The following is a 25214-nucleotide window of genomic DNA, read 5'->3' as shown; positions in this document are numbered from 1 at the left end:
CGCTAACATGCGTCGGAGTCACTCATGTATAAGGGTCGGCGGCATCGCGTAGCCCGTCCCCCAGGAAATTGAAAGCCAGGATCACGGCGATCACGGGAATGACAGGGAACATGAGCCAGGGGTAAAGCGCGATGATGTTGACGCTGCGCGCCTCGGTCAGAAGGATGCCCCAGCTGGAGATCGGCGCGCGCAGGCCAAGGCCAAGGAAGCTGAGCGCGGTTTCCCCCAGGATCATCCCCGGAATGGTCAGCGTGGCCGAGGCGATCAGATGCGACATGAAGCCGGGGATCATGTGGCGCCGGATGATCCGCCCGCTGCCCGCCCCCATCAGCCGCGCGGCCAGGACGTAATCCTCTTCCCTGAGCGCCAGCAGTTTCGATCTGACGCCCCGCGCAAGCCCGGTCCAGTCCAGAAGGCCCAGGATCAGCGTGATGCCGACATAGACCAGGATCGGGCTCCAGGTCACCGGGATGATCGCGGCCAGCGCCATCCAGAGCGGGATCGAGGGGATGGATTGCAGAACCTCGATCACCCGTTGCGTGATCGCATCGAACCAGCCGCCGTGATAGCCCGCCAGCCCGCCGATCACGATGCCGAGGATGAAGCTCATCGCCACGCCGAAGATGCCGATGGTCAGGGAGATGCGGGCGCCATAGATCATCCGCGACAGCACATCGCGGCCCAGCCGGTCGGTGCCCAACAGGAAGAACTGGCCATCCCTGGCCGGGCAGACCAGATGCAGGCTGGCCGGGATCATGCCCCAGAACTTGTAGGCATCGCCCTGGCAGAAGAAGCGCAGCTTCTGCACATCGGCGGTGTTGTCGGTATAGACCCGCTGCAACGAGACCATGTCCAGCGTCTGGGTGCGGCCATAGACGAAGGGGCCGACGAAGGCGCCGTCATGGAACAGATGCACGGCTTGCGGCGGGGCATAGATGAAATCGGTGTTGCGCGCCTGCTGGCTGTAGGGGGCCAGGATCTCGCTGATCAGGATCGAGGCATACATCACCAGAAGGAATATCCCGCAGGCCAAGGCGACCCGGTGCTTGCGGAACTGCCACCACATCAGCTGCAGCTGCGAGGCTTCGGACATCTTGCTTTTGGCCACGGCCGAGTTTTCCGCCTCGTTCGGGTCGAAGGGCGCGTCAGAGACGTAATGCCCCAAGGGCGCGCCGGGGGCGGGCAGGGCGGCCTGTTGGTCCTTCAATTCAGCACTCATCGCGAGCTTCCCTTGCCCAGCCGGATGCGCGGGTCCAGCATCGTCAGCGCGATATCCGAAACCAGAACCCCGATGACGGTCAGGAAGGCGAGGAACATCAGGAACGACCCCGCCAGATACATGTCCTGGCTTTGCAGCGCGCGGATCAGCATGGGGCCGGTGGTTTCCAGCGACAGGACGATGGCCGTGACCTCGGCGCCGGAGATCATCGCCGGCAGGATCGACCCGATGTCCGAGATGAAGAAGTTGAGCGCCATCCGCAGCGGGTATTTCACCAGGACCTTGAACGGATGCAGCCCCTTGGACCGGGCGGTGACGACATATTGCTTGTGGAGCTCATCCAGCAGGTTGGCGCGCAACCGCCGCACCATGGCCGCGGTGCCCGAAGTGCCGATGATCACCACCGGAATCCAGATATGCGACATGATCGAGGAGAACTTGGGCCAGCTCATCGGTTCGTTCATGAACTGGGTGTCCATCATGTTTCCGATCGAGACGCCGAACCAGATATTGGCGAAATACATCATCACCAGCGCCAGCATGAAATTCGGCACCGCGATGCCGATCAGACCCAGGAAGGTCAGCCCGTAATCCCCCCAGCTGTATTTATGGGTCGCCGAATAGATGCCGATCGGAAAGGCCACGATCCAGGTGAAGAGGATGGTCACGGTGGACAGAAGCACGGTCAGCCAGAGCCTGTCACCCACCACCTCGTTCACCGGAAGGCGGTATTCGAAGGAATAGCCGAAATCGCCCTTCAGCATCCCGCCCACCCACCAGAGATAGCGCACCACCTCGGGCTGATCGAAGCCATAGCGCTGGCGCAGCATGTCGATCTCGGCCAGGTCGGCGGTCTCGCCCAGAGCGCGCAGTTCGGAGACATAGCTTTCGAAGTAATCGCCGGGCGGCAGTTCGATGATGAAGAAGACGAGGACCGAGATCAGGAACAGCGTCGGGATCATCGCCAGGGTGCGCAGCAGGACATAGCGGATCATGGCTCAATCCTCCTCTGCATTGTAGAAGGTGTCGGGCAGATAGGCGCCAAGGAAGCTTGTGGGCGCAAAGCCGAACAGGGCCTCGTCGGGCACATTGGCCATCCGGGCCGAGCGCAGGATCGGCTGGGGCGCCGCGTTGACCGTGCCGATCGAAAACACCTGATCGGCCCAGATCGCCAGCATCTTGCCCCAGATCACCGTCCGCTCCTCGGTCGAGGTGCTTCTGCGCCAGTCTTCCAGAAGGGTGACGAGGGCGACGGCGGATTCGAGGTCGGGCGCCTGCCCGGCGGTATGGCCGGAACTGTACCAGCTGCCCCAGACCGGCCATTGCAGCTGATCGGCCAGGGTCGGGGCCAACTGGTCCGGCGCCATGTCGGCGGTGGGCACGCCATTGTCGAGGCCCTGCATCACGGCCATCTGCACCTCGCCCCCCATGGCGCGGCTGCGGAAGACGTCGCGCTGGGTGGAGCGGATGTAGATGGCGATGCCAACATCGCGCATGTGATCGGCGATCAGCTCCAGCACATCGGTCTCAAGGCTGCTTTCGCCGGCGGTCTCCACGATGATGCCGGCCTGGCGGCCATCGGGCAGCTGGCGGATGCCGCCACCGCCGCGCCCGGTCAGGCCCAGCTCGTCCAGCAGGGAATTGGCCAGATCCGGGTCATGCTGCGCCCAGGCCGTCGCATATTCCGGGCGGAACAGCGGGCTTTCCGGCAGGATCGTATCGGCGCTTTCTCGGCCGAGGCCGAAGAAATTGACCTTGTTCAGCTCTCGCCGGTTGATCGCGACCGACAGGGCGCGCCGCATCCGCACATCGCGGAACAGGTTGCGCCAGACATCGTCCTTGCAGTTGAGGTTGGGCAGCAGCGTGACGCTGGACCCCTGGATCTTGCGCCAGAGCAGGACCTTGACCGGGTGCTGCTTCTCGGCCTGTTTCATCAGGGTGTAATCGGGGAAGCTGACGCCATAGGCCTGAAGGTCGCTTTCGCCCGTGGCCGTCTTGGCCGGGATGATCTCGGCCGAGGAGACGGCCAGGGTGATGCGGTCGAAATAGGGCAGCTGCTGGCCCAGATGGTCGACGCGGTGGAAATAGGGGTTGCGCTCGAAGACGAATTGCTCGGCCGGGGGGGCGGTGCGTGGGCGCCAGGCCTCCAGCGTCGGCAGATCGGGGTTTTCCGGGCGGATCGAGCGGCCCATCTTGGCATGCAGGCTGGGCCAGTCATCGACCCGGTTGATCTTGATCAGCTCGGCCAGCTTTTCCGGCGTCTGATACTTGGCGTGGAACTGGCGCATGTAGACATTGGGCGCGAACAGGACGAGCGGCAGCGGTGCCGCAAGCTTCGGCAGGAAATCCGGCATCGGGCTGGCGAAGGTGTAGCGGACGGTCAGCGCGTCGATCACCTCGAACTCCACCACCTTGCCATCGGCCTTCAGGTCAATGGGCGGGCCGCCGCGGTAAAGCTCGGCGTTGTTCATCATGTCGTCCCAGCAGTAGCGGAAATCTTCCGCCGTGAAGGGATTGCCGTCCGACCAGCGATGCCCCTCGCGCAGGTGGAGCGTGTAGATGCGGTCCTCCTCCACATCAAAGCTGGCGAGGATATCGGCCACGAGGTTCAGCTTGGGGTCATAGCCCACCAGCCGGGAATAGCTGTAGATCGGGATCAGGCGGATGTCGCGCTGGCCGCCGATCAGCATCCGGATCGTGCCGCTGTATTCACCCGCCGACCGCCCCATAGAGGGCAGGTCGATGACGCGCGGGTTGCGCGGCAGGCGGGCGATCTGCGGCGGCAGGTCGCCGATCGCGGTCTGCGGCATCAGCGAGGGGATCTCGGCCTGCGCCACCTTGGGCAGGGCGACAGAGGCGAGGAGGGACAGGGCGGTGCGGCGGGTGATCATGGCACGAGGTCTCCCGCATTGGCGCCGCGCCGGGCCAGCACGAAATGCCCGCCGCCCAGATCCATCGGCGCCAGATCGGCGGGCGAGGTTTCGGGCCGGAAGGCTGCGGCCCAGCTGGCGCTGGTCAGGGTGCTGTTGCCGGCAAAGCTCGCGAAATCCAGCGGGCGGTCGAGGTCGGGATAGGGCACGGCGGCCAGAAGCGCCTTGGTATAGGGATGCACCGGGGCCTGCATGATCACCTCGCGCGGGGCCATCTCGACAATCCGCCCGGCCCACATCACCGCCACGCGGTCCGCCATGTAATCCACCACGGCGAGGTTGTGCGAGATGAAGAGATAGGTCAGGCCCAGATCCTTCTGCAGGTCTTTGAGCAGGTTGAGGATCTGCGCCTGGACCGAGACATCGAGTGCCGAGACCGGCTCGTCACAGACGATCAGCCCGGGTGCGAGGGCCAGGGCGCGGGCGATGCCGATGCGCTGGCGCTGGCCGCCGGAAAAGCTGTGCGGATAGCGGTGGCGCGCCGATTGGCTGAGGCCGATGGCGCCCAGAAGCGCGTCCACCGTCGCCCGTTTCTCTGCCGTGGTGCCGCGCTTGTGGATGTCCAGCGGCTCGGACAGGATATTGCCCACCGACATCCGCGGCGACAGCGAGGAGACCGGGTCCTGAAACACCATCTGGATCTGGGTCCGCAGATGCTGCAGATCCTCGCCCTTGGCGGCCAGCACATCGACCGGCCCCGTGCCGTCGTCATAGATGATCGAGCCCGCGTCGGGCGTCACCGCCCGCATCAGGATCTTGCTGACCGTGGTCTTGCCGCAGCCGCTTTCGCCGACCAGCCCCAGGCATTCACCGCGCTTGATGTCGAAGCTGACGCCATCGACGGCGGGGGCGGGCTTGGTGGCGGATTTGCGCAGGTCCCAGGCCTGGCCGCGCGTCTCGTAGGTCTTGGACAGATCGCGAACGGTCAGAAGCACCTCCGGCGCCTTGGCGGTCACCGTGGGTTTGGCCCGCGCCATCGCCTCCATCAGCGTGTCGCGCTTGATCTGGATGTCGCGCAGCGGGCGCAGCCTTTCGCCGCGCGCCATGCCGAAATGCGGGATCGCCTGCATCAGACCCTTGAGATAGGGGTGCTGCGGCCGGCGGAAGATGTCATCGACGGGGCCGGCCTCCATGATGCGGCCCTGGTAGAGGACGACGACCTCGTCGGCGACATTGGCGACGACGCCAAGGTCATGGGTGATGAGCAGGATCGCCATGTCCAGCCTTTGCTGCAGATCGCGCAGCAGGGTCAGGATCTGGGCCTGGATGGTCACGTCCAGCGCGGTGGTCGGTTCATCCGCGATCAACAGCGAGGGGTTGCAGATCAGCGCCATCGCGATCATCGCCCGCTGCCGCATGCCGCCCGACAGTTCGAACGGATACATGTCAAAGACCTTGCCCGGCTTGGTGAAGCCGACCAGGGCCAGCATCTCCTCGGACCGCTCGCGCTGTTCCTTGGCCGAGACGGGCTTGTGGATGCGCAGCGCCTCGGAAATCTGGTTGCCGATGGTGTGCAGCGCCGAGAAGGAGGTCATCGGTTCCTGGAAGATCATCCCGATGCGCTGTCCGCGGATCGCCCGGATCTGCCGCCCGTCACGCGGCAGGGTCAGCAGATCGACCATGCCGCCCGGCGCCTTGGCATCGGGCAGAAGGACGCGGCCGCTGACCTGGGCGATATCGGGCTGCAGCCCCATGATGACCTGGCCCAGGATGGATTTGCCCGACCCGGATTCGCCCACCAGCGCGGTGATCTTGCCCGGCAGAACCCGCAGCCCCACGCCCTTGAGCGCCTCCAGATGGCCGGTCGGCAGGTTGAACGACACTTTCACGTCTTCGACGCGCAGCAGATCCTTGCCCATGCCACTTCCCTGTTGCGTCATCTTTTCCGACTTTTCCGACCGATTTGTGCCACGCGGGGCATGAAGGCAGCTTCCTCTGCAGAAGAGCAGTCTTGGCTGGAAGTTCTTGTCATTTGCAAACAGAATGCAAGGACCATGGCACAAATCGGTGGAAGCCCCGGGGAAGGCGGCGGATCGTGGCAGCTTTGCCGCGCTTGTGCCGGCCTGCCGGGCGGGGCCGCGTTGCGGCGAAAAGGCAATTTGCAGCCGCGGCAAGAAAATGAGACTTTGAGCGCATATTAGCCCGACATTGATGATAGGTGCCGCCATGACCGATCTGCACGCTGACGCCTTCCTTGCCGATCTGCCCACCTTTGCCGAATTTGCCGATGTGGCCAATCTGTCGCGCTACCGGGCACTTCCGGAGGGTTGGGCGCTGGCGGTGGCGGATGTGGTCTCCTCGACCGAGGCGATTGCGGAGGGCAAGTACAAGTCGGTCAACATGGCGGGCGCTTCGGTGATCACGGCGCTGCTGAATGTGCTGGGCAACAGCAACATGCCCTTTGTCTTCGGCGGCGACGGGGCGGTGGTGGCCGTGCCGCCCGCAGGTTTTGCCGCGGCGCGCACGGCGCTGGCCGCCACCGCGCGCTGGATCGAGGAGGATCTGGGCCTGAACATGCGCACCGCCCTCGTCCCCCTGGCCGATATCCGCGCCGCGGGCCAGGACGTGCGGATCGCTCGCTTTCAGGCCAGCCCGACCCTGACCTTCGCGATGTTCGCCGGCGGCGGCTCGGCCTGGGCCGAGGCGCAGATGAAGCAGGGCGCCTTCACCATCCCGATGGCGCCGCCCGGCAGCCGGCCCGACCTGACCGGCCTCTCCTGCCGCTGGAACCCGATCCAGTCGCGCAACGGGCAGATCGTCTCGATCATCGCGGTGCCGATGCCCGGCGCCGACCCCGACGCCTTTCGCAAGCTGGTGGCCGATGTGGTGGCCGTGGCCAATGCGGCGGGCGGTCTGGGCAATCCCCTGCCGCCCGAGGGCCCGACGCCGCATCTCGCGCTGGGCGGGGTCGAGGTCGAGACCAATGCCCGCGCCCCGCGCGGTCAGCGCCTGCTGGCCCGGCTGAAGGTGCTGACCGCCATCGTCATGACGGTGATCCTCTACCGCAGCCGGATGACCCTTGGCGGCTTCGATGCGCGGACCTATATGCGGGAAATGGCGCGCAACACCGACTTTCGCAAGTTCGACGACGGGCTGAAGATGACGCTGGACATCAACGCCGCCGGCCTCGCCCGGATCGAGGCTTTGCTGGAAAAGGCCTCTGCCGCCGGTCTTTGCCAATACGGCCTGCACAACCAGACCTCGGCGCTGGTGACCTGCATCGTGCCCTCGCTGATGTCGGGGGATCACATGCATTTCATCGACGGCGCCTCGGGGGGCTATGCGCAGGCCGCACGGGTGATGAAGGCCAAGGCCGCGGCCCGGGCGCCCCTGCCGCAATGATAAACACCTTGCCTGACACGCAGGCATGATATTGAGTGACGCGGGCGGCAGGTTTCCGGCCTGAAGGCCGGTTTCGGCCGGGACGTTACGACCCTTTGTCCCCTGGTACTTCCCGAGGGCAGACTGAAGAGTGGAGGGCTGTGAGGCCATGCTGGACCCCAATATCTCGCGTTACATCTGGACTCACACGAAACGGCAGCAGATGTGGATCCTGGCCATCGTCGCCCTGTCGATGGTGCCCTATTTCCTGTCCTTCAACCTGCCCAAGCAGATCGTCAACGGCCCGATCCAGGGCGCGGGGTTCGAAACCGCCGGGGCCACGCAACTCTTCATGCAGATCACCGTGGACCTGCCGCTTCTGGGCACGGTCACCCTGTTCCCCGGCGTGCCGCTGGAACGGATGCCGACGCTCTTCGCGCTGAGCGGGGTGTTCCTGCTGCTCGTCATCATCAACGGGCTCTTCAAATACTACATCAACACCTACAAGGGCCGCCTGGGCGAAAGGCTGCTGCGCCGCATCCGGTTCACCCTGGTGGACCATATCCTGCGGTTTCCGCCCGCCACCTTCAAACGCCTGAAGGGCGCCGAGATGGCCAGCATGATCAAGGACGAGGTGGAACCGCTTGGCGCCTTCACCGGCGATGCCTTCGTGGCGCCGGCGCTGCTGGGCGGGCAGGCGCTGACCGCGCTGGCCTTCATCTTCGTCCAGAGTGTGCCGCTTGGCTTCATCACCGCGGCGCTCGTCTCGGTCCAGGCCTTCATCATCCCGCGGATGCGGCGGCGGCTGCTGATCCTTGGCCGCGAAAGGCAGCTGACGGCGCGCGAACTCGCCGGTCGCGTCAGCGAGATCTTCGAGGGCATCCACACGATCCACACCAATGACACCTCGAACTTCGAACGCGCCGATATCTCCTCGCGGCTGGGTCTGATCTACAAGATCCGCTTCGACATCTATCAGTGGAAGTTCATGGTGAAGTTCATCAACAACTTCCTCGCCTCGCTGACACCCTTCCTGTTCTACAGCATCGGTGGCTATCTGGCGCTGGAGGGCAGGCTGGACATCGGCCAGCTGGTGGCGGTGATCGGCGCCTACAAGGACCTGCCCGGCCCGCTGAAAGAGCTGATCGACTGGGACCAGAACCGGCAGGACGTGCAGATCAAGTACAACCAGGTGATCGGCCAGTTCGCCGTCGACGGATTGCTGGACCCGGAAATCCAGGCCCTGACCGAGGACGCGCCGCTGCAGCGGATCGAAGGGCCGATCGCCTCGGTCAACCTTGGGGTGACGGCGGAAAGCGGCGCCGTCGGGCTGGAGCGGGTGAATTTCACCCTCAACCCCGGCGAATCCGTGGCCCTGGTCGGCAATGCCGGATCGGGCGCCGAGATTCTGGCCGAGGTTCTGGCGCGGATCGTCTGGCCGAGCCAGGGCCGGGTCACGCTGGGCACCGACAACCTGCATGCGCTGCCCGAATCCATCAGCGGGCGGCTGATCTCTTATGCCGGGGGCGAAGCCATCTTCTTTTACGGCACCGTGCGCGACAACCTCCTCTACGGGCTGAAACACGCCCCGCTGGGCCAGCGCGTCCTGACCGGCAAGGATCTGGACCGCCGCAAATGGGAGATCCGCGAGGCGCATCAGGCCGGCAATGTCGAATTCGACATCCAAAGTGACTGGATCGATTACAAGGCCCATGGCGCCGAGGATATGGCCGCGCTGATGCCCTCGGTCTTCGAAGCGCTGGATGCCGTGGCCCTGACGCGCGACATGTTCGATCTGGCGCTGCGCTCCAGCGTCAAGATGTCGGAACATGGCGAACTGGCCGCCAAGGCGGTCGAGATGCGCAGCGTCCTGCGCGAGGAGCTGACCGCGCAGGACCTGAACGGCTTGATCGTGCCCTTCGAACCCGGCGCCTACAATGTCGAGGCGACGGTGATCGAGAACCTCCTCTTCGGCAATGCCCGCTCGCCCGAGCTGATGGCCGGGGCGATCATCTCGAACCCCTATTTCCGCTCGGTTCTGGACAAGCGCGGCCTGAGCAAGACGCTCTTCACCGTTGGGGTCGAGATTGCCCGCAACGCATTGGAACTCTTCAGCGATCTTGCGCCGGACCATCCCTTCTTCCAGCAGCTGACCTTCATGAAGGCGGACGATATCCCGCTTTATGACATGGTTCTGAAGAAGCTCGACAAGACCGCCGCCGTCCTGAGCGACGACGACCGCGCCATGATGATCCGCCTCAGCTTCGACTATATCGAACCGCGCCACCGCTTCGGCCTGCTGACCGACGAGCTGATGGCGCAGATCGTGGATTTCCGCACCGATTTCCACGAAGGACTGCCGCCGAGCCTGAAAGACGCGATCGAGCTTTACGATCCGGCGCAATACATGGTTTCCGGCACCCTTCTGGACAATATGCTCTTCGGCCGCATCAGCCAGAAGTACCGCGACGGGGCAGAGCGGATTTACGGCGTGGCGGGCGGCGTGTTGCGCAAGCTGGGGATTTACGAGGCCGTCCTGTCGATCGGGCTTGATTTCCATATCGGCGCCGGCGGCAAAAGGCTCACCTCGGTGCAGCGGCAAAAGCTGGATATTGCCCGCGTGCTGATTCGCCGCTCGGAGTTCTATCTCTTCAACCGGCCCCTGACCGCGCTGGACCCGCAGTCGCAAATGCGGGTCGCCACCGGTGCCCTGTCCTATCTGCGCAAGGACAATCGCAAGCCCGCCGTGGTCTGGGTTGTCTCAAATGCCCGTGCGGCGCTGATGTTTGACCGTGTTCTGGTCTTTGACCGCGGTCATTTGGTCGAAGATGGCGCTGTCGCGGAAGTTTCGCAAAAGAATGGTATCTTCAAGGAAATGATCGCGGCATAATCGGGAGGCATGGCCGAACCAGCGATGGAACGAGTGGGAAGGTGACAACGTGCTGTTGAATGACGAAGTCAAGATGCTGAGGCAGGTGCCTCTGTTCGTTGGCGTCTCTCCCGCTAAGCTCAAGCTGCTGGCCTTCACCTCGGAACGGGTCTCCTATCGGGTGGGCGAGGTTCTGTGCCGCCAGGGCGAACCGGGTGACGCAGCCTTCGTGCTGTTGTCGGGCCGGGCGGATGTGATCGTCGATGGCCCGACGGGGCAGATCAAGGTCGCGGACCTGGAGGAAAACGCCATCGTCGGCGAAATCGCCATCCTCTGCGATGTGGCGCGCACCGCCACCGTCAAGGCCGCCACCCCGGTCGAGGCGCTGCGGATCAGCAAGGACAATTTCTTCAAGCTGATGACCGATTTTCCGGAAATGACCATCGAAGTGGTCCGCGTTCTGGCCGACCGGTTGAGCCAGACCACGATCGAGCTGACCGAGGCGCGCAGCAAAGTCGCGGCCCTGTCCAAGCGCTGATTGGCGCGGGACAGGCGTTTTCGGATCGGGCGCGGGAAAAAGCACAGACAAAATTGGTATATGTGTGCAATCAGCTCTCGCATCCGGCAGCGATGCTTCTTAAGCTTCCCCAGATCAGCCATCCGGGGAAGCCTGACTTGTCGACGCGCGTGAAAGATGGGGTTTGGAACCTCCAAACCGATCCGCTCCTTCGGGACCGGTGCGCGCAATGACGACCAATCCGCAATTCCGCGTCAAGCTCTGGGGGGTGCGCGGCAGTCTGCCCGCCACCGGGCCGGAGTTTGCGGTCTTCGGCGGCAATACGACCTGCATCGAATTGCGCTGCGGCGACCATGTGCTGATGTTCGATGCCGGCAGCGGCGCCTTGCCGGCTGGCGCCGCCTTGCGGGGCGAGGGCTGCAAGAACGTCACCCTCTATTTCACCCATACCCATTACGACCATATCATCGGCCTGCCCTTCTTCCTGCCGATGTATTGCAAGGAATCCACCCTGCAGATGTGGTCGGGCCATATGGGCACCGAAATGACGACCAAGCAGATCCTGAAGGAGTTCATGCGCGCGCCCTTCTTCCCGATCGGCCCGGATTATTGCAGCGCCCATATCGACACCCGCAATTTCACCGTGGGCGATGTGCTGAGCCCGCATCCCGGGCTGATCATCAGGACCGACATGCTGAACCATCCGGGCAATGCGGTGGGCTATCGCATCGAATGGGCCGGCCGTTCCATGGCGATCATCACCGACACCGAACACGAGCCGGGCAAGCTTGACCCGGCGGTGCTGCGCCTGATCGACGGGGTGGATCTGTTCCTCTACGACGCCAATTTCGTCGATGACGAGATGGTCAAGTTCAAGGGCTTCGGCCATTCAACCTGGCAGCAGGCCCTGCGTCTGGCCGAGGTCGCCGGGGCCAAGCGGGTCGGCTTCATCCACCACAGCACCACCCGCACCGACGCCCAGCTGACCCAGATCGAACGCGAGGCGCAGGCCGTCTTCCCGGCCTGTTTCTGCGGGCGGGATTTTCAGGTGATCGACGTCTGACGCAGCCCTCGCGCACGGCTGCTCCTCCCGGCTGCCCCCACGTCAAATAGCTCTTTTTCGTCCTGAAAAAACCAGCTAATGCAGGCCTCCTGCCGGGCCAGCCCGGGCTGTGATCCCCGACGTGGAAGGTGGGAAAGCCTTTGTCCTCCGTCTTCACAAAGCTGCGCGACATTTTGTATTATGTCTGGACCGGCGGACATTACGGCGATGCCATGCCGGCGCGGGTGGTGGCAGAACTTGACCGCCGCGAGGCCATGGCCGAACAGACCATCGGCTGGGCGCAGCTGGGCATCCTCGGCTTTTTTGCGCTGCTTTACGCCGTGGCCCCCCGGGCCGAGGGGGCGAGCGGGTTCAACTTCGTGCCGATGACGCTGGCCGCCTATTTCCTTTTCACCGTGTTCCGCGTCGTCCTGTCCTACCGCACCGTGCTTCCGGGCTGGTTTCTGGTCCTGTCGATGGTCGTCGATGTGGGCCTTCTGTGCGGGATGATCTTCTCCTTCCACATCCAGTACCAGCAGCCGGCGGAGTTCTCGCTCAAGTCGCCGACGATGACCTATCTCTTCTTCTTCATCGCGCTGCGCGCCCTGCGCTTCGATCCGCGCTATGTGCTGATGGCGGGGCTGATCGCGGCCTCGGGCTGGGGGGTCATGGTGCTTTATGCGCTGACCGCGGATATGGCGCATACACGGATCACCCGGAATTATGTGGAATACCTGACCTCGAACAGCGTGCTGATCGGGGCCGAGATCGACAAGATCATGACGATCCTCGGCGTGACGCTGATCCTGACCTTCGCGCTGTTCCGGGCGCGGCGGGTGCTGGTCATCGCCATTCAAAGCCATGCTGCGGCCGAGGATCTGAGCCAGTTCTTCGCGCCCGAAGTGGCCGATCTGATCACCCAATCCGCCGACCTGCCCGGCATGGGCCAGGGCGAGACGCGGACCGCCTCGATCATGTTCATCGACGTGCGCAGCTTCACCGCCATCGCGCTGGGCCTGCCGCCCGAGACGGTGATGCGCATCCTTGCCCATTACCAGCGGATCAGCCTGACCGAGGTCGAACGCCACAACGGCCGGATCGACAAGTTCATGGGGGACGGCATCCTGGCCACCTTCGGCGCGGTCCACAGCAGCGAGACCTTTGCCGCCGACGCCCTGCGCGCCGCCCAGGCGGTGATCGCGGCGCTGGATGCGCAGTCCGAGGAATTCAGCGCGCTGGGCTGGCCCGGCCGGTTCCGGACCGGTTCGGCCGTCGCCTCTGGCGATGTGACGGTGGGCATCGTCGGCTCGCAGGGGCGCTATGAATTCACCGTGATCGGCAATTCGGTCAACCTCGCCTCCAAGCTGGAAAGCGCCAACAAGGCGCAGGGCACGCGGATTCTGACCGATGGCAACACCTTCCGGACGGCGGAGGCGCAGGGCTATGTCAATCCGGAAGCCTTGCGGCAGAACGGGGTTCGCGTTACGGGCATTTCTCATCCGGTCGATCTTGTTATTCTGGGCTGAGATCGGATTTTGGCCCGGACATCTGGTGCCGGAACGTCCAGCCTGCCGGCCCGCCCGGCAGGGGACATCGGAGGGGGCGGCATGACGACCGGCATTCCACAGGTTTCACGGCGGCCAAGGCTGCGCTGGTGGCCCAGCACGGCCCAGCTGCGCCTCGGCTCGGGCCTGGTGCTGTTCACCTTCGCCGCGACGCATCTGATCAACCATGCGCTGGGTCTGATCTCGCTGGAGGCGATGCAGGCCGGGCAGGATCTGCGCCTGCTGGTCACGCGCAGCCTGATCGGCACCGTGGTTCTGTGCACGGCGGCGCTGGTGCATTTCATCCTCGGCACCCTGAGCTTCATCCGGCAGCGCACCTGGCGGCTGGGCCTGCGCGGCGCGGCGCAGATCGTCTGCGGCCTGCTGATCCCGATGCTTCTGATCCGCCATGTCCTTGGCACCCGCGGGGTTTTCGAGTTCTTCGGCATCCGCGACAGCTATGCCTATGCGCTTTGGGCCATGTGGCCGGGCGAGGGGGTGCGGCTGGCGCTTTTGATCACCGTGGTCTGGATTCACGGCTGCATCGGCATCCATATGTGGCTGCAACCCAGGCCCTGGTACCGTCGCAACCTCTGGGCCGTTTATGGCGTGGCGGTGCTGGTGCCGACGCTGGCCTATGCCGGTTTCGTCTCTGCCGGCAGGTTGAGCAAGCTGCAGAGCGGCTATTCCAGCCCCTTCACGCCCGAACAATACCGCTCGATCTATCAGAGCTTTGCCACCTGGTCTTATGCCTACTCGGCCCTTCTGGCGTTGGCGGTGCTGGTCTGGCTCGGGCTGCTCTTGGGCAACAAGATGGCCTCGCGGATCACGGTGCAATATATCGGCGGTTCCAAGGTCTCTGCCGCGCGGGGCCTGACCATCCTGGAGATCAGCCGCGCCAACCGGATTCCGCATGCCTCGGTCTGCGGCGGGCGGGCGCGCTGTTCGACCTGCCGGGTGCGGGTGGTCGAAGGGCTGGAGGATCTGCCCCCCGCCTCCGAGGCGGAACAGCTGGTGCTGCGCCGGGTCGGCGCGCCGTCCAATGTGCGGCTGGCCTGCCAGCTGCGCCCGACGGCGGATCTGGCGGTGTCCACCCTGCTTCCGGCCCGGCTGGAGCCGGGTCAGGCGGTGGTCTTCGACAAATACCACTGGGGCGTGGAACGCGAGGTGACGATCCTCTTCTGCGACCTGCGCGGCTTCACCAAGATGTCGGAGGCCTGGCTGTCCTTCGACGTGGTCTTCATCCTGAACCAGTTCCTGGGCCGCATGGCCGAGGCGATCGAGGACAGCGGCGGCTTTGTCGACAAGTTCATGGGCGACGGGATCATGGCGATCTTCGGCATGGATGGCACGCCGGAAGAGGGCGCGCGCAAGGCCATCGCCGCGGCCCGGGCGATGGGCGGCGTGATGGACGGCCTGAACCAGAGCCTGCGCGACGAATTGCGCACGCCCCTGGCCATGGGCATCGGCATCCATGCGGGCCAGGCCATCCTCGGCCGGATCGGCGCCGCGCACCGGACCGAGACGGTGGCCCGCCTGACCGCGCTGGGTGAGACGGTGAACATCGCCAGCCGGCTGGAGGCGATGACCAAGGAGCTGGGCGTGCAGGTGGCGGTCTCGGCCTATGCGATGCGGCTTTCGGGCCTGCCGACGACGGACAAGACCGTGGCCCATACCGTCACGATCAGGGGTCTGAGCGAGCCTATGGATATCGAGGTCGCAGCCCATGCGACCCGTCTGCCGCAACCGGACCCGCAGCCGGCATAGGGCGGCTGTCCTCTTTGGCCATCCGCTCCAGCGCGGCGCCAAGCACCGACAGGAACCGCGCGAGGAAAGCCGCAGCGCCCTGGCCGGGATCGGCGCCCGCATCCCCCAGGTCCGCGGCCAGCGCCCGGTAGAGGGGCAGGCGGTCCTCGGGCACCCAAGGCAGGGCAAGGCGGCCTGCGACCCGGATCATGTTGGCGTCAACCACCAGATCCATCAGCGCGCAGTCCTCCAGCACCTCTGCCCGAAGCCCGTGCCTTGCGGCAAAGGCGCTGCGCTGCACGCCGGCGAGGTCGAGGAGAAAGCCCACATCGCGGCCTTGCACCCGCGCCAGAACATCGGGCGGCCAGTCTCTCGGCAACTGCCGCGCGATCAGCTGCGCCCGCCGCTGGCTGGCCAGAAAGGCGCCGAAGCTTTCAGCCGGGCCATCCCGCCCCTCGGCGTGGTAGAGCGCGGCAAGCTCCGGGTCGGGCGGCAGGTCGGCCAGGCTGACCGTCTCCACCGCCAGCGTTTCCGGTGTCGCGGCGATCACCTTGAAGGCCGGGGGGAAGGCCACCAGCGAAGGCAGGGAGAGGTCGGTCAGGCTGCCCTCTGGCGTGGTCAGGCTTGTGGTCGCGTTCACATGCATATGGCCGCCCAGATGCCAGCGCAGCCCCGCCGCGACCAGCGCCCGGCCGACCTGCGGCGCGGGACTGCGCCGGGTATAGACCGTGGCGCCGTAAAGGGCTTCCTCGGACCCGGCCTCGTCCTGAAACGCGTCCAGCACCGGGTAATGCGAGGTGGTGACCAGCGTTTTGCCCAGCGCCTTTGCCCGCGCCGTCACATCGCCGATCCAGTCGAGCAGAAAGGGTTTGACCCGCAACAGCGCCGTCCAGCCCGCATCCGAAGGCCCGATGAAGGCCTTCTTGCGGCTGGGGTCCAGCCGCCCGGGCCGCGGTTCGAAGACATTGGCGTCGATCATCAGAAGCCAGAGCCCCGCCTCCGGTTCGACCAGATAGGAAGCGTCCATCAGCCTCTGGCTGACCGAACCATCCGCGGCATGGGCCAGATAGGTCCGATGCTCCACCGCGTCCTGCGGCCCGAAGGGGCTTTCCCAATGCAGATCCTCGGGCCGGCGGAAGTAGCCAAAGCGTGCCATCGGGTGCAGCGCGGCAGGCTGCCCCTCGCAGCGCATCGCAGGGGTCAGGATCGCGCCCGGTGACGCCTCGGCCTCTTCCGCGCTGCTGGTCACCAGCACGGTTTCCCCCGGGCCAGAGAGGAAACGCATCGCCACATCCTTGCCCAGCGGGCCGAAAAGGTCATGGTTGCCGGGGGTTGCGTAAAAGCGCAGGCCGTGGCGCGCCTCGAAAGAGGTCAGCAGGGCGGCGAGGCGGCGGGTGTTTTCGGCCTGCCCGTCATCGGTGTAATCGCCCGCCAGCACGACATGGCGCAGGCCAAGCGCTGCGACCCTTTCCAGCGCGGCAGTCAGGGCGCCGACCGTCTCGTTGAAGGCGCGGGCGCCGGTGCGTGTGTCGGCCCAGCTGCGCAAAGCCAGCCGCCGACCGCCTACCATGATCCCGGCGCCGCCGAAATCGCCGGCAGGATCATGGAAATGCGCATCGGCGATGATGGCCAGACGATGCGCCAAGGCTCAGGCCTTGACCACGTTCTCGGCAGCGATGCCCCGGCGGGCAAAGACATTGCGGGTGTCGATGATCAGCTCGGACCATTTGGCCAGGGCGGCATAGTCCAGCACGTCATGGTCGGTCGCGATCACCACGGCGTCAAAGCCGCGGATCATCGCCTCGTCAAAGCTCACCGACTTGCGGCCCTTCAGCGCGCCGTAGGCCCTTGTCTTCGGGATCTCGGCCACGAAAGGATCGTGATAGCTGGCCTGACCGCCCCGCTCCTCGATCAGTTCGATCAGCTTCAGCGAGGGGCTTTCGCGGATGTCGGGCACGTTCTTCTTGTAGGCCAACCCGATCACCAGCACCTTCGACCGGCTGAGCGCGCGGCCCAGTTTCTGGTCCAGCGCCTCGGCCAGACGGCCCACGACATGGCGCGGCATTGCGGCGTTGATCTCGCCCGCAAGCTCGATGAAGCGGGTCGGAATGTCATATTCCCGCGCCTTCCAGGTCAGGTAGAACGGGTCGATCGGGATGCAATGCCCGCCAAGGCCCGGACCGGGATAGAAGGGCATGTATCCGAAAGGCTTGGTCTTGGCGGCCTCGATCACCTCCCAGACATCGACGCCCATCGCCTCGTAGATCACCTTCAGCTCGTTCACGAGGGCGATGTTGACGGCGCGGAAGATGTTCTCGGTCAGCTTCACCGCCTCTGCCGTCGCGGTGGAGGAGACCGGCACCACAGTCTTGACCACGGCGCCGTAAAAGGCCGTCACCAGCTGGCCCGCCAGTTCGCCATCGCCCGCAACCACCTTGGGAATGGTCGAGGTGTCAAAGGCGCGGTTGCCCGGATCCTCGCGTTCGGGCGAGAAGCCGAGGAAGAAATCCTGCCCCGAAACCAGGCCCGTCGCCTCCAGAATCCGCTTCACCGGGCCGTCGGTCGTGCCGGGATAGGTGGTGGATTCCAGAACCACCAACTGGCCCTTGCGCAGGGTCCTGGCGATGTCGTCGCAGGTCCGGGTGATGAAGGACAGGTCAGGCTCGCGGTGCCGGGTCAGGGGCGTGGGAACGCAGATCACGATCACGTCGCACAGCCCGAGCTGCGCGAAATCCGAAGTGGCGGTGAAGCGGCCCTCGGCCACCTGCCGGGCCAGAACCTCGTCCGTCACCGCCTCGATATAGCTTTTGCGCGCTTCGACCGCGGTGATCTTGCCGGGGTCGGTGTCAAAGCCGGTGACGGCAAAGCCGGCCTGCGCCGCCGCCATCGCCAGGGGCAGGCCGACATAGCCCAGACCGATGACCCCGACACGGGCCTGACGGGAGGTGATGAGGTCGCGCAGGGAAGTCAGGGGCATGATCACTCCGCCATGCTGGCATCTCAAGGTGAGATGCGGCAGTTCGGCCCATGTGTCAAGGATGCGGGACGGCGGAGGAAGGGGGTCGCTGACTTGTGAAATTGCGGGTAACTAGGGACGGTGGAGTGAAAATCATCTGGACGGCCCGCCCATGACCCGACCCGAGCGCCCCTTGCGGGTCGCCCTTTACGCCCCCTTGAAGGCGCCTGGCCATCCGGTGCCCTCGGGCGATCGGCTGATGTCGCAGCTGCTGATGGCCTGCCTGCAGGAGGCCGGGCATCAGGTCACGGTCATCTCCGATCTGCGTGCCTTTCTGGGCGATGCGCAGGATCAGGCCGGTTGGGCGCGGCTGCAGGTGGCGGCGAAGGCCGAGGTGGCGCGGATCGCCGCGGACTGGGAGAGGGACGGGGCGCCGGATCTCTGGCTTTGCTATCACCCCTATTACAAGGCGCCGGATCTTCTGGGGCCGGACCTGTCGCGCCGCTTCGGCCTGCCTTACCTGACGGTCGAGGCCTCTTATTCCCGGCGGCGCAATATCGGCATCTGGGCTGAGATGCAGGCCTTTGTCCGTGCGGCGGTGGCCGGGGCGCGGCTGAACCTCTGCCTGACCGCGCGCGATGCGGTGGGGCTGCGGGAGGAGCTGCCGCAGGTCCGCCTCGCCCGCTTTCCCGCCTTCATCGAGACGGCGCCCTTCGCCGCGCCCGCCGCACCGCAGCCCGGCCATCTGGTGACCGTGGCCATGATGCGGCCCGGTGACAAGGCGGAAAGCTATCAGCGGCTGGCGGCCTGGGTCGCCCTGCTGCCCGAGGGTCTGGACTGGCATCTGTCGGTGATCGGCGACGGGCCCTCCTGCCCCATGGTGCAGGCGATGTTTGCCGGACTGCCGGCCGGGCGGCTGCGCTGGCTGGGCCAGCAGGACCGCCCCCGGATCGCCGAGATCCTCGCCAGGGCCCGCACCTATGTCTGGCCCGGCTGCGGCGAGGCTTACGGGCTGGCCTATCTCGAGGCGCAGGCGGCTGGCGTGCCGGTGGTGGCCCAGGCCGTGGCCGGCGTGCCCGAGGTGGTGGCCGATGGCATCACCGGCTTTCTGACCCCGGCGGGGGATGATCCCGCTGCCGCCGCCGCGATCACTAGGCTCTTGACCGATGACGCCTTGCAGCGCCGGATGGGTCAGGCGGCGCGGAGCCGAGTTTTGCGCGACCATAGCCTGACGGGGGCCTCGGCCCGGTTGGACGCCCTGCTGCAACAGGCGATGGGAGAGACGCCATGACCGACAGCCTGCTGCGCGCGCTGGACCAGCGGGCCGCCTCCGGGCGCCCGGCCCGGCTTTGGTGGCGCGACGATGATACGGTGCAGCCCACGCCGGCGCTGGACCGTCTTCTGGACCTCACCCGCGATGGCGCCGTGCCGGTGACGCTGGCGGTGATCCCGGCGCATACGGGGCAGGACCTGGCAGACCGGCTGGCGGGGGTGCCGGGCGTCGCGGTCGCCGTGCATGGCTGGGCGCATCTGAACCATGCCCCGCCTGCGGAGAAGAAGCAGGAGCTTGGCCCCCACCGCCCGGTCGCTGCGGTTCTGGCCGAACTGGCGCAGGGCCATGCCCATCTCTCCCGCCTTCACGGTGCGCAATTCACCCCGGTTCTGGTGCCGCCGTGGAACCGGATCAGCCCGCAGGTCACGGCCGGGCTGCCCGCGCTTGGCTTCAAGGCGCTGTCGGTCTTCGGCCCCGAGGGCGCTGCCCCGCTGCCGCTTTTCAACACACATGTCGATGTGATGGACTGGCACGGCACCAGGGGCGGGCGGCCCGATGCCGTGCTGCTGGAGGAGATGGCCCGCGCCATCAGCTGCAGCGATGCGCCTGTGGGGCTTTTGACCCACCACCTTGTGCATGACGCGCAGGTCTGGGGCTTTCTGGAGCGGCTTTTTGCCCTGACCCTCGGCCATCCCGGCTGCATCTGGCGCGATCTGCCGGGGCTTGTCGGGTCACCATGACTTCCAGGCGATCAGCAGGCCGCCGGTTTCCTCCAGCCCCGCCGCGCCTGGGTCCGCCTCTTTCGGCAGGGCGCCGGCGATCAGGCTGGGCGGCGCCAGGCTGACCGCGCCGCCCCGTGCCGCCAGGGTGAAGACGAGGGGGCCGGTCGCCCACCAGGCCGGCGCCTCGGGCAAGAGGTCCAGCGCCCGTGGCAATTGCGCCTGCAAACGCAGGAGGGCGGGGTGGCCCGGCGGGCAGGCGATGAAGGAATTGTAAAGCAGAAGCCCGCCGAGCCCGGTCAGGCGCGGCACATCCTCGGCCAGCGCGGTCAGGCCCTGCAGCGGCATCAGGTCGTGAAAGCCGATATCCTGCCGCGCCGGATACCAGTCGCAGTCAAGGTAGATCCCGCCCTCTGCCGCAAGGATGGCATAGCGCGCCACATCGACGGCGCCGGGATAATCCCCCGCCTGCAGCATCGCGGCAAAGACCGGCTGGTCGGCAAGACCAAGCCCTGCAAGCTCGGCCTCTTGCCAGAGCTTGTGGCCATAGCCCTGCCGCGCCGCGTGGTCGCGCCAGGCGGCCACGCCAGGGGGCACGGGCAGGCGGCCGATCCAGATCTGGTGGATCATCTGCGGCACCGGGGCGCGACTGGCCGCCGTCATCGCCTGCACCTCGGCCAGGGAATAGCGGAACAGCGGGGCCAGAACCTCGGGTGGGGGCACCAGATGAAGCTGAAGTCCGGCGCGGGCGACCGCATCGCCCCGCGCCTTGGCCAGATGCAGAGAGGCGGCATGCAGGCGGCGCGGCAGGTGCAGCGCGGTCTGGGCCTGCAGGGCGCGGATCACAGGGTCGGCGGCCAGTGCCGCAAGCAGCGCCTCGGCACCGGCATGATCGCCCCGGTCGGTCAGGGCGCGGGCCTCGGCGATGCCGGCGTTCAGCCTTTGCTTGGGGGTCAGCGGCGCCACCTTGCGCGCCCTCAGGCCGGATCGGTCAGAAAGACATAGATCTTGCGGGTATGCTCCACGATCTCCCAGGTGCCCTTCCAGCCGCGCGGCAGCATGATCGCATCGCCCGGCCCCAGCTCGCGCCGGGTGCCGTCCAGCTGGGTCATCACGATCTTGCCTTCCAGGAAATAGCAGAACTCCGCCGCAGCCGAACGGTCTGCGGTAAAGCGCCCCGGCGTGCATTCCCAAAGCCCGATGTCCAGCGCCCCATCCGGCGAGGTCCAGAGGGAATGGGCCGCCTCCTGCTGGCCGGGGTTCAGCGTGGTCGGCTTGTCGGCCAAGGCGCCAAGGTCGATGCCCGACAGCGCGGTGAATACGGAAAGGTCGATCATGTCGTCTCCAGCGGGGCCATTGCCCGGCAGGTATAGCCGCCCCGCCGGGAGTTTGGCGAGGGTCTCAGCGCAGATTGGTCCGGGCCAGCTCCAGGATCTCGTCCCCGCGCCCGCTGAGCACGGCCTTCAGCATGAAGAGGCTGAAGCCCTTGGCCATCGACAGCTTGATCGCCGGTGGCATGACCAGCTCCTGCGGCGCGGTCTTCACCGCCACGAGGGCCGGACCGTCATGGGCAAAGGCGCGGGTGAGGGCGGCTTCCAGATCATCGGCATCCTCGACCCGGATGCCCAGGATCCCCGCAGCACTGGCGATGGCGGCGAAATCGGGGTTGTCGTAATGCACATTGGTGTCCAGGAAGCCGCCGGCCTTTTGCTCCAGTGCCACAAAGCCCAACTGGCTGTTGTCGACGATCACCACCTTGACCGGCAGCTTGAGCTGGCGCAGCGACAGAAGATCGCCCATCGACATCGAAAACCCGCCATCCCCCGACAGCGAGATCACCTGACGCCCCGGCGCCGCCGCCTGCGCACCCAAAGCCTGCGCCAGTGCATTGGCCATCGAGCCGTGGTTGGCCGAAAACAGCAACCGCCTTTGGCCATTGACCGCGATGTGCCGCGCCGCCCAAACCGTCGGCGTGCCGACATCGGCCGAAATCACCGCATCCTCAGCGGCCAGCTTGCTGACCAGATGGGCCAGGTACTGCGGGTGGATCGGCTGGCCCTTCGCGCTTGTCCGTTCCAGCCCGTCCAGCGCGGCGCGGGCCTTGGCATAATGGGCGCGGGCGGCATCGAGGAACCCGGGGTCGGCCTGCCCGTCCAGCTTGGGCAGGAGGGCGGCAATCGTCTCGCCCACGTCACCGACAAGGCCAAGCGCAAGCGGCGCGCGCTTGCCCAGCTGCGACGGGTCGATATCGACCTGCACGATCCGGGCGCCCTTGGGATAGAAGTTGCGATAGGGAAAATCGCTGCCCAGAACCAGCAGCGTGTCGCAGCTTTCCATCGCGTGATAGCCCGAGGAGAAGCCGATCAGCCCGGTCATGCCGACGTCAAAGGGATTGTCCCATTCGATATGTTCCTTGCCGCGCAGGGCATGGACGACCGGCGCCTGCAGCTTCCTGGCCAGCGCCACCACGGCATCATGCTGACCGGCACAGCCGCTGCCGCAGAGGAGGGTCACCGCCTGCGCCTCGTTCAGGAGGCGGGCCAGCTTGTCGATCTCCGCCGCGGCGGGCAGGATGCGCGGCACGGCGGGGGCTGCGAAGCTGGTGGAGGCCCCGGCAGGCGCCTCCTGCAGGGCCACGTCGCCGGGCAGCACGATCACCGCCACGCCACGCTTGCCGATCGCGGCCCGCATCGCGCGGTGCAGAACCTCGGGCATCTGGGCCGGGTTGGTGACCAGTTCGACGAAATGGCTGCACTCGCGGAACAGCTCCTGCGGGTGGGTTTCCTGAAAATAGCCGAGGCCGATCTCTGACGAGGGGATATGCGCCGCAATCGCCAGAACCGGCTGATGGTTGCGGTGGCAGTCGAAGAGCCCGTTGATCAGATGCAGGTTGCCCGGCCCGCAGCTGCCGGCGCAGACGGCCAGTTCGCCGGTCAGGGCGGCCTCGGCCCCGGCGGCGAAGGCCGCGACCTCTTCGTGCCGTGTCATCATCCAGTCGATCCGGTTCTGGACGCGCAGCGCCTCGTTCAGCCCGTTCAGGCTGTCGCCGGTCACACCCCAGATCCGCTTGACGCCCGCATTGGCGAGGGTTTCGGCAATCAGCGCGGAGATATTCATGGTGGCTTCCTCAGTTGCAGGATGGAGTGATGTCACAGGTGCAAGGGCGCGCCATGGGCCAAGTTCGCGGATGCGAAAGCGGGGTCCGAAGCCTTGGCGTCATGATCCTCTGTCCTTGCTGCGCCTGCTGTCTTCCGACCGGATGCTGCGGGCTTCGGCGGGCTTTGGAAAGCATACGAAGGTGTTGCCCCGATGAAGCCTTGTGGCGCTGCAGGGCAGGGGAACCGTACCGCCGCGCGCGTGCAACGCGCCAGCGCCTGACAGAATCAGGCGACACCGGCACCGCCTTTCGAGGGTGATAATTCCACCCGCCCCTGTCACGTCACACGTTCGTATGATTTTTCCGCGCCTGCCCCCTGTCTAGACAGGAGTCAGCCAAGGCGGCGTCGGCCGGGTCTGGAGGAGCATATCCTCCGCCCGGTCGCGCTGCGGCTTGGAACACCTCTGGCGGAGAAAACCCATGTCCGATCCGAATTTCTGGCTGACCCGGCGCGCCTTTGTCGGCAGCGCCGCGGCCCTCGCCGGTTCGGCCTGCCTTGCCGGTCAGGCCTTTGGCGACACCAAACCCAAGAAGAAACCCGAGAACATGGATCACGAAATGTCCAGCGGGTTCGTGAAGACCAAGGACCATGTCGAGATCTTCTACAAGGACTGGGGTCCGAAGGACGCGCAGCCGATCGTCTTCCACCACGGCTGGCCGCTGTCCTCGGATGATTGGGATACGCAGATGCTGTATTTCCTCGGCGAGGGCTACCGCGTCGTGGCGCATGACCGCCGGGGCCACGGGCGCTCCACCCAGACCGACATGGGCAATGACATGGACCATTACGCCGCCGATGCCTCGGCCGTGGCGGAACATCTGGACCTGAAGAATGCCGTCCACATCGGCCATTCCACCGGTGGTGGCGAGGTCGCCCGCTATGTCGCGCAATTTGGCCAGCCGCAGGGTCGGGTTGCCAAGGCCGTGCTGGTCAGCGCCGTGCCGCCGCTGATGCTGAAGACCGAGGCCAACCCGGATGGCATCCCGATGGAAGTCTTCGACGGCATCCGCGCGGCGCTGGCCGCCAACCGGGCGCAGTTCTTCCTCGATTTCGCCTCCGGTCCCTTCTACGGCTACAACCGCCCCGATGCGAAGGTCTCCCAGGGGGTGATCGAGAATTGGTGGCGCCAGGGCATGATGGGCGGCGCCGTGTCGCATTACGAAGGCATCAAGGCCTTTTCGGAAACCGACCAGACCGAGGATCTGAAGGCGATCACCGTGCCGACGCTGGTGCTGCAGGGCGATGACGATCAGGTGGTGCCCTACAAGAATGCCGCCGAAAAGCAGATCAAGCTGCTGAAGGCGGGCGAGATCAAGATCTACAAGGGCTATCCGCACGGCATGCTGACGACCAATGCCGATGTGATCAACGCCGACCTTCTGGCCTTCATCAAGAAGTAAGCCGAAGCGGCACAGGGAAAGGGAGGGTGGATCGCGTCCACCCTCCCTTTTTGCATTTGCAGTGTTAGGAACACGCCGGGCGCGGCGGGTGCGGCCTAGCTGGTCGCCGCCTCGATCGCGTCCAGAAGCGCGTCGGGGTCGATCGGCTTGGAGAGGAAATCGCGCGCGCCGCAGGTCATGGCGCGGTGCCGGGCGGCGGGCGTCGGATAGGCGGTCATCAGGATCAGGGGTTTTTCCCAGTGCCGCCGCGTCAGCTCTTCCTGCAGTTCGATGCCCGACAGGCCCGGCATGTGCAGATCGGTGACGATGCAGGCGAAGGCCTCGTGATTGTCGTAGTCCAGCAGCTCTTCCGCAGTGGCAAAGCCCAGGCCCTCCATTCCGGCCGAACGCAGCAGGCTATCGACGCTGCCGCGGACGCCGGGATCGTCGTCAACGATCGCAATCAACAGGGGATGGGACATCTGGGGACTCCGAGCGTCGGGACAAAAAGCGCCCGACATCACAGATATAGCGGCTGACG

At 65.8% G+C, this 25214-nt stretch carries 19 protein-coding genes; 9 read left to right on the top strand and 10 right to left on the bottom strand.

Annotation, left to right across the window (positions count from 1 at the left end; genetic code table 11):
- Nucleotides 1–22 precede the first annotated feature (22 nt).
- From AC1DZT_RS06405 to AC1DZT_RS06390, 4 genes are read right to left on the bottom strand one after another with little or no spacing between them, the layout of a single operon-like run.
- Nucleotides 23–1219, bottom strand: coding sequence for an ABC transporter permease (locus tag AC1DZT_RS06405; protein ID WP_478005779.1), 1197 nt, complete (start codon nucleotides 1217–1219; stop codon nucleotides 23–25).
- Nucleotides 1216–2214 (bottom strand): ABC transporter permease, encoded by a 999-nt coding sequence (locus AC1DZT_RS06400; protein WP_478005778.1) that lies wholly within the window; start codon nucleotides 2212–2214, stop codon nucleotides 1216–1218. The genes AC1DZT_RS06405 and AC1DZT_RS06400 overlap by 4 nt, the downstream gene beginning before the upstream one ends.
- A 3-nt stretch (nucleotides 2215–2217) precedes the next feature.
- Nucleotides 2218–4110, bottom strand: coding sequence for an ABC transporter substrate-binding protein (locus AC1DZT_RS06395; RefSeq protein ID WP_478005777.1), 1893 nt, complete (start codon nucleotides 4108–4110; stop codon nucleotides 2218–2220).
- Nucleotides 4107–6008 carry a dipeptide ABC transporter ATP-binding protein gene (locus tag AC1DZT_RS06390; protein WP_478005776.1) on the bottom strand — a complete coding sequence of 634 codons (1902 nt, stop codon included), beginning with the start codon at nucleotides 6006–6008 and terminating at the stop codon, nucleotides 4107–4109. The genes AC1DZT_RS06395 and AC1DZT_RS06390 overlap by 4 nt, the downstream gene beginning before the upstream one ends.
- Nucleotides 6009–6315: 307 nt before the next feature.
- Between AC1DZT_RS06390 and AC1DZT_RS06385 the strand changes: the two genes are divergently transcribed.
- From AC1DZT_RS06385 to AC1DZT_RS06360, 6 genes are all read left to right on the top strand, one after another.
- On the top strand, nucleotides 6316–7491 hold the full coding sequence (locus tag AC1DZT_RS06385) for a DUF3095 domain-containing protein (RefSeq protein ID WP_478005775.1): 1176 nt from the start codon (nucleotides 6316–6318) through the stop codon (nucleotides 7489–7491).
- A gap of 148 nt (nucleotides 7492–7639) precedes the next feature.
- Nucleotides 7640–10360, top strand: coding sequence for an ABC transporter transmembrane domain-containing protein (locus AC1DZT_RS06380; RefSeq protein WP_478005774.1), 2721 nt, complete (start codon nucleotides 7640–7642; stop codon nucleotides 10358–10360).
- Nucleotides 10361–10409: 49 nt separating this feature from the next.
- Nucleotides 10410–10877 (top strand): cyclic nucleotide-binding domain-containing protein, encoded by a 468-nt coding sequence (locus tag AC1DZT_RS06375; RefSeq protein WP_478005773.1) that lies wholly within the window; start codon nucleotides 10410–10412, stop codon nucleotides 10875–10877.
- A 208-nt stretch (nucleotides 10878–11085) separates the two neighbouring features.
- The gene (locus AC1DZT_RS06370; RefSeq protein WP_478005772.1) at nucleotides 11086–11919 is read left to right on the top strand and encodes an MBL fold metallo-hydrolase; all 834 of its coding nucleotides are present in this window, start codon (nucleotides 11086–11088) and stop codon (nucleotides 11917–11919) included.
- Nucleotides 11920–12059: 140 nt separating this feature from the next.
- A complete protein-coding gene (locus tag AC1DZT_RS06365) occupies nucleotides 12060–13424 on the top strand; it encodes an adenylate/guanylate cyclase domain-containing protein (protein WP_478005771.1) in 1365 nt (454 codons plus the stop codon).
- An 81-nt stretch (nucleotides 13425–13505) separates the two neighbouring features.
- Nucleotides 13506–15209, top strand: a complete 1704-nt coding sequence (locus tag AC1DZT_RS06360; RefSeq protein ID WP_478005770.1) for an adenylate/guanylate cyclase domain-containing protein — start codon at nucleotides 13506–13508, stop codon at nucleotides 15207–15209.
- On the opposite strand, the gene AC1DZT_RS06355 is transcribed toward AC1DZT_RS06360, so the two are convergent.
- Both AC1DZT_RS06355 and AC1DZT_RS06350 read right to left on the bottom strand, forming a co-directional pair.
- Nucleotides 15145–16833 carry a metallophosphoesterase family protein gene (locus AC1DZT_RS06355; protein WP_478005769.1) on the bottom strand — a complete coding sequence of 563 codons (1689 nt, stop codon included), beginning with the start codon at nucleotides 16831–16833 and terminating at the stop codon, nucleotides 15145–15147. The genes AC1DZT_RS06360 and AC1DZT_RS06355 overlap by 65 nt on opposite strands.
- A 3-nt stretch (nucleotides 16834–16836) precedes the next feature.
- A complete protein-coding gene (locus AC1DZT_RS06350) occupies nucleotides 16837–18165 on the bottom strand; it encodes a nucleotide sugar dehydrogenase (protein ID WP_478005768.1) in 1329 nt (442 codons plus the stop codon).
- A 151-nt stretch (nucleotides 18166–18316) separates the two neighbouring features.
- On the opposite strand from AC1DZT_RS06350, the gene AC1DZT_RS06345 reads away from it, so the two are divergent.
- Nucleotides 18317–19435: a glycosyltransferase family 4 protein gene (locus tag AC1DZT_RS06345; RefSeq protein ID WP_478005767.1), complete on the top strand. Its 1119-nt coding sequence runs from the start codon at nucleotides 18317–18319 to the stop codon at nucleotides 19433–19435.
- Nucleotides 19432–20157, top strand: a complete 726-nt coding sequence (locus AC1DZT_RS06340; protein ID WP_478005766.1) for a polysaccharide deacetylase family protein — start codon at nucleotides 19432–19434, stop codon at nucleotides 20155–20157. Before AC1DZT_RS06345 ends, AC1DZT_RS06340 begins: the two co-directional genes overlap by 4 nt.
- Here the strand turns inward: AC1DZT_RS06340 and AC1DZT_RS06335 are convergent.
- From AC1DZT_RS06335 to poxB, 3 genes are all read right to left on the bottom strand, one after another.
- Nucleotides 20149–21102, bottom strand: a complete 954-nt coding sequence (locus AC1DZT_RS06335) for a glycosyltransferase (RefSeq protein WP_478005765.1) — start codon at nucleotides 21100–21102, stop codon at nucleotides 20149–20151. The two genes, AC1DZT_RS06340 and AC1DZT_RS06335, sit on opposite strands and share 9 nt — an antisense overlap.
- 11 nt (nucleotides 21103–21113) lie before the next feature.
- Entirely contained in the window at nucleotides 21114–21473 is a 360-nt protein-coding gene (locus AC1DZT_RS06330) for a cupin domain-containing protein (protein WP_478005764.1), read from the bottom strand.
- A gap of 64 nt (nucleotides 21474–21537) precedes the next feature.
- Entirely contained in the window at nucleotides 21538–23253 is a 1716-nt protein-coding gene (poxB, locus tag AC1DZT_RS06325) for a ubiquinone-dependent pyruvate dehydrogenase (RefSeq protein ID WP_478005763.1), read from the bottom strand.
- Nucleotides 23254–23713: 460 nt separating this feature from the next.
- Here poxB and AC1DZT_RS06320 point away from each other — a divergent pair, with 460 nt between their 5' ends.
- Complete coding sequence (locus AC1DZT_RS06320) at nucleotides 23714–24694, top strand: alpha/beta fold hydrolase (protein ID WP_478005762.1); 981 nt, start codon at nucleotides 23714–23716, stop codon at nucleotides 24692–24694.
- A gap of 95 nt (nucleotides 24695–24789) precedes the next feature.
- Here AC1DZT_RS06320 and AC1DZT_RS06315 read toward each other — a convergent pair whose 3' ends face one another.
- Nucleotides 24790–25155, bottom strand: a complete 366-nt coding sequence (locus tag AC1DZT_RS06315; RefSeq protein ID WP_478005761.1) for a response regulator transcription factor — start codon at nucleotides 25153–25155, stop codon at nucleotides 24790–24792.
- Nucleotides 25156–25214: the final 59 nt, after the last annotated feature.

This window comes from Rhodobacter sp. P1_C2, assembly GCF_056406375.1.
Note: the sequence above shows the minus strand (reverse complement) of the source record. Positions and strands in the feature narration are given on the sequence as shown.

Excerpts from the sequence above, each read along its gene's own strand:
- AC1DZT_RS06405 (WP_478005779.1), bottom strand. The coding sequence starts at position 1,219 with ATGAGTGCTGAATTGAAGGACCAACAGGCCGCCCTGCCCGCCCCCGGC.
- AC1DZT_RS06400 (WP_478005778.1), bottom strand. The coding sequence starts at position 2,214 with ATGATCCGCTATGTCCTGCTGCGCACCCTGGCGATGATCCCGACGCTG.
- AC1DZT_RS06395 (WP_478005777.1), bottom strand. The coding sequence starts at position 4,110 with ATGATCACCCGCCGCACCGCCCTGTCCCTCCTCGCCTCTGTCGCCCTG.
- AC1DZT_RS06390 (WP_478005776.1), bottom strand. The coding sequence starts at position 6,008 with ATGGGCAAGGATCTGCTGCGCGTCGAAGACGTGAAAGTGTCGTTCAAC.
- AC1DZT_RS06385 (WP_478005775.1), top strand. The coding sequence starts at position 6,316 with ATGACCGATCTGCACGCTGACGCCTTCCTTGCCGATCTGCCCACCTTT.
- AC1DZT_RS06380 (WP_478005774.1), top strand. The coding sequence starts at position 7,640 with ATGCTGGACCCCAATATCTCGCGTTACATCTGGACTCACACGAAACGG.
- AC1DZT_RS06370 (WP_478005772.1), top strand. The coding sequence starts at position 11,086 with ATGACGACCAATCCGCAATTCCGCGTCAAGCTCTGGGGGGTGCGCGGC.
- AC1DZT_RS06360 (WP_478005770.1), top strand. The coding sequence starts at position 13,506 with ATGACGACCGGCATTCCACAGGTTTCACGGCGGCCAAGGCTGCGCTGG.
- AC1DZT_RS06350 (WP_478005768.1), bottom strand. The coding sequence starts at position 18,165 with ATGCCCCTGACTTCCCTGCGCGACCTCATCACCTCCCGTCAGGCCCGT.
- AC1DZT_RS06345 (WP_478005767.1), top strand. The coding sequence starts at position 18,317 with ATGACCCGACCCGAGCGCCCCTTGCGGGTCGCCCTTTACGCCCCCTTG.
- AC1DZT_RS06340 (WP_478005766.1), top strand. The coding sequence starts at position 19,432 with ATGACCGACAGCCTGCTGCGCGCGCTGGACCAGCGGGCCGCCTCCGGG.
- AC1DZT_RS06330 (WP_478005764.1), bottom strand. The coding sequence starts at position 21,473 with ATGATCGACCTTTCCGTATTCACCGCGCTGTCGGGCATCGACCTTGGC.
- poxB (WP_478005763.1), bottom strand. The coding sequence starts at position 23,253 with ATGAATATCTCCGCGCTGATTGCCGAAACCCTCGCCAATGCGGGCGTC.
- AC1DZT_RS06320 (WP_478005762.1), top strand. The coding sequence starts at position 23,714 with ATGTCCGATCCGAATTTCTGGCTGACCCGGCGCGCCTTTGTCGGCAGC.
- AC1DZT_RS06315 (WP_478005761.1), bottom strand. The coding sequence starts at position 25,155 with ATGTCCCATCCCCTGTTGATTGCGATCGTTGACGACGATCCCGGCGTC.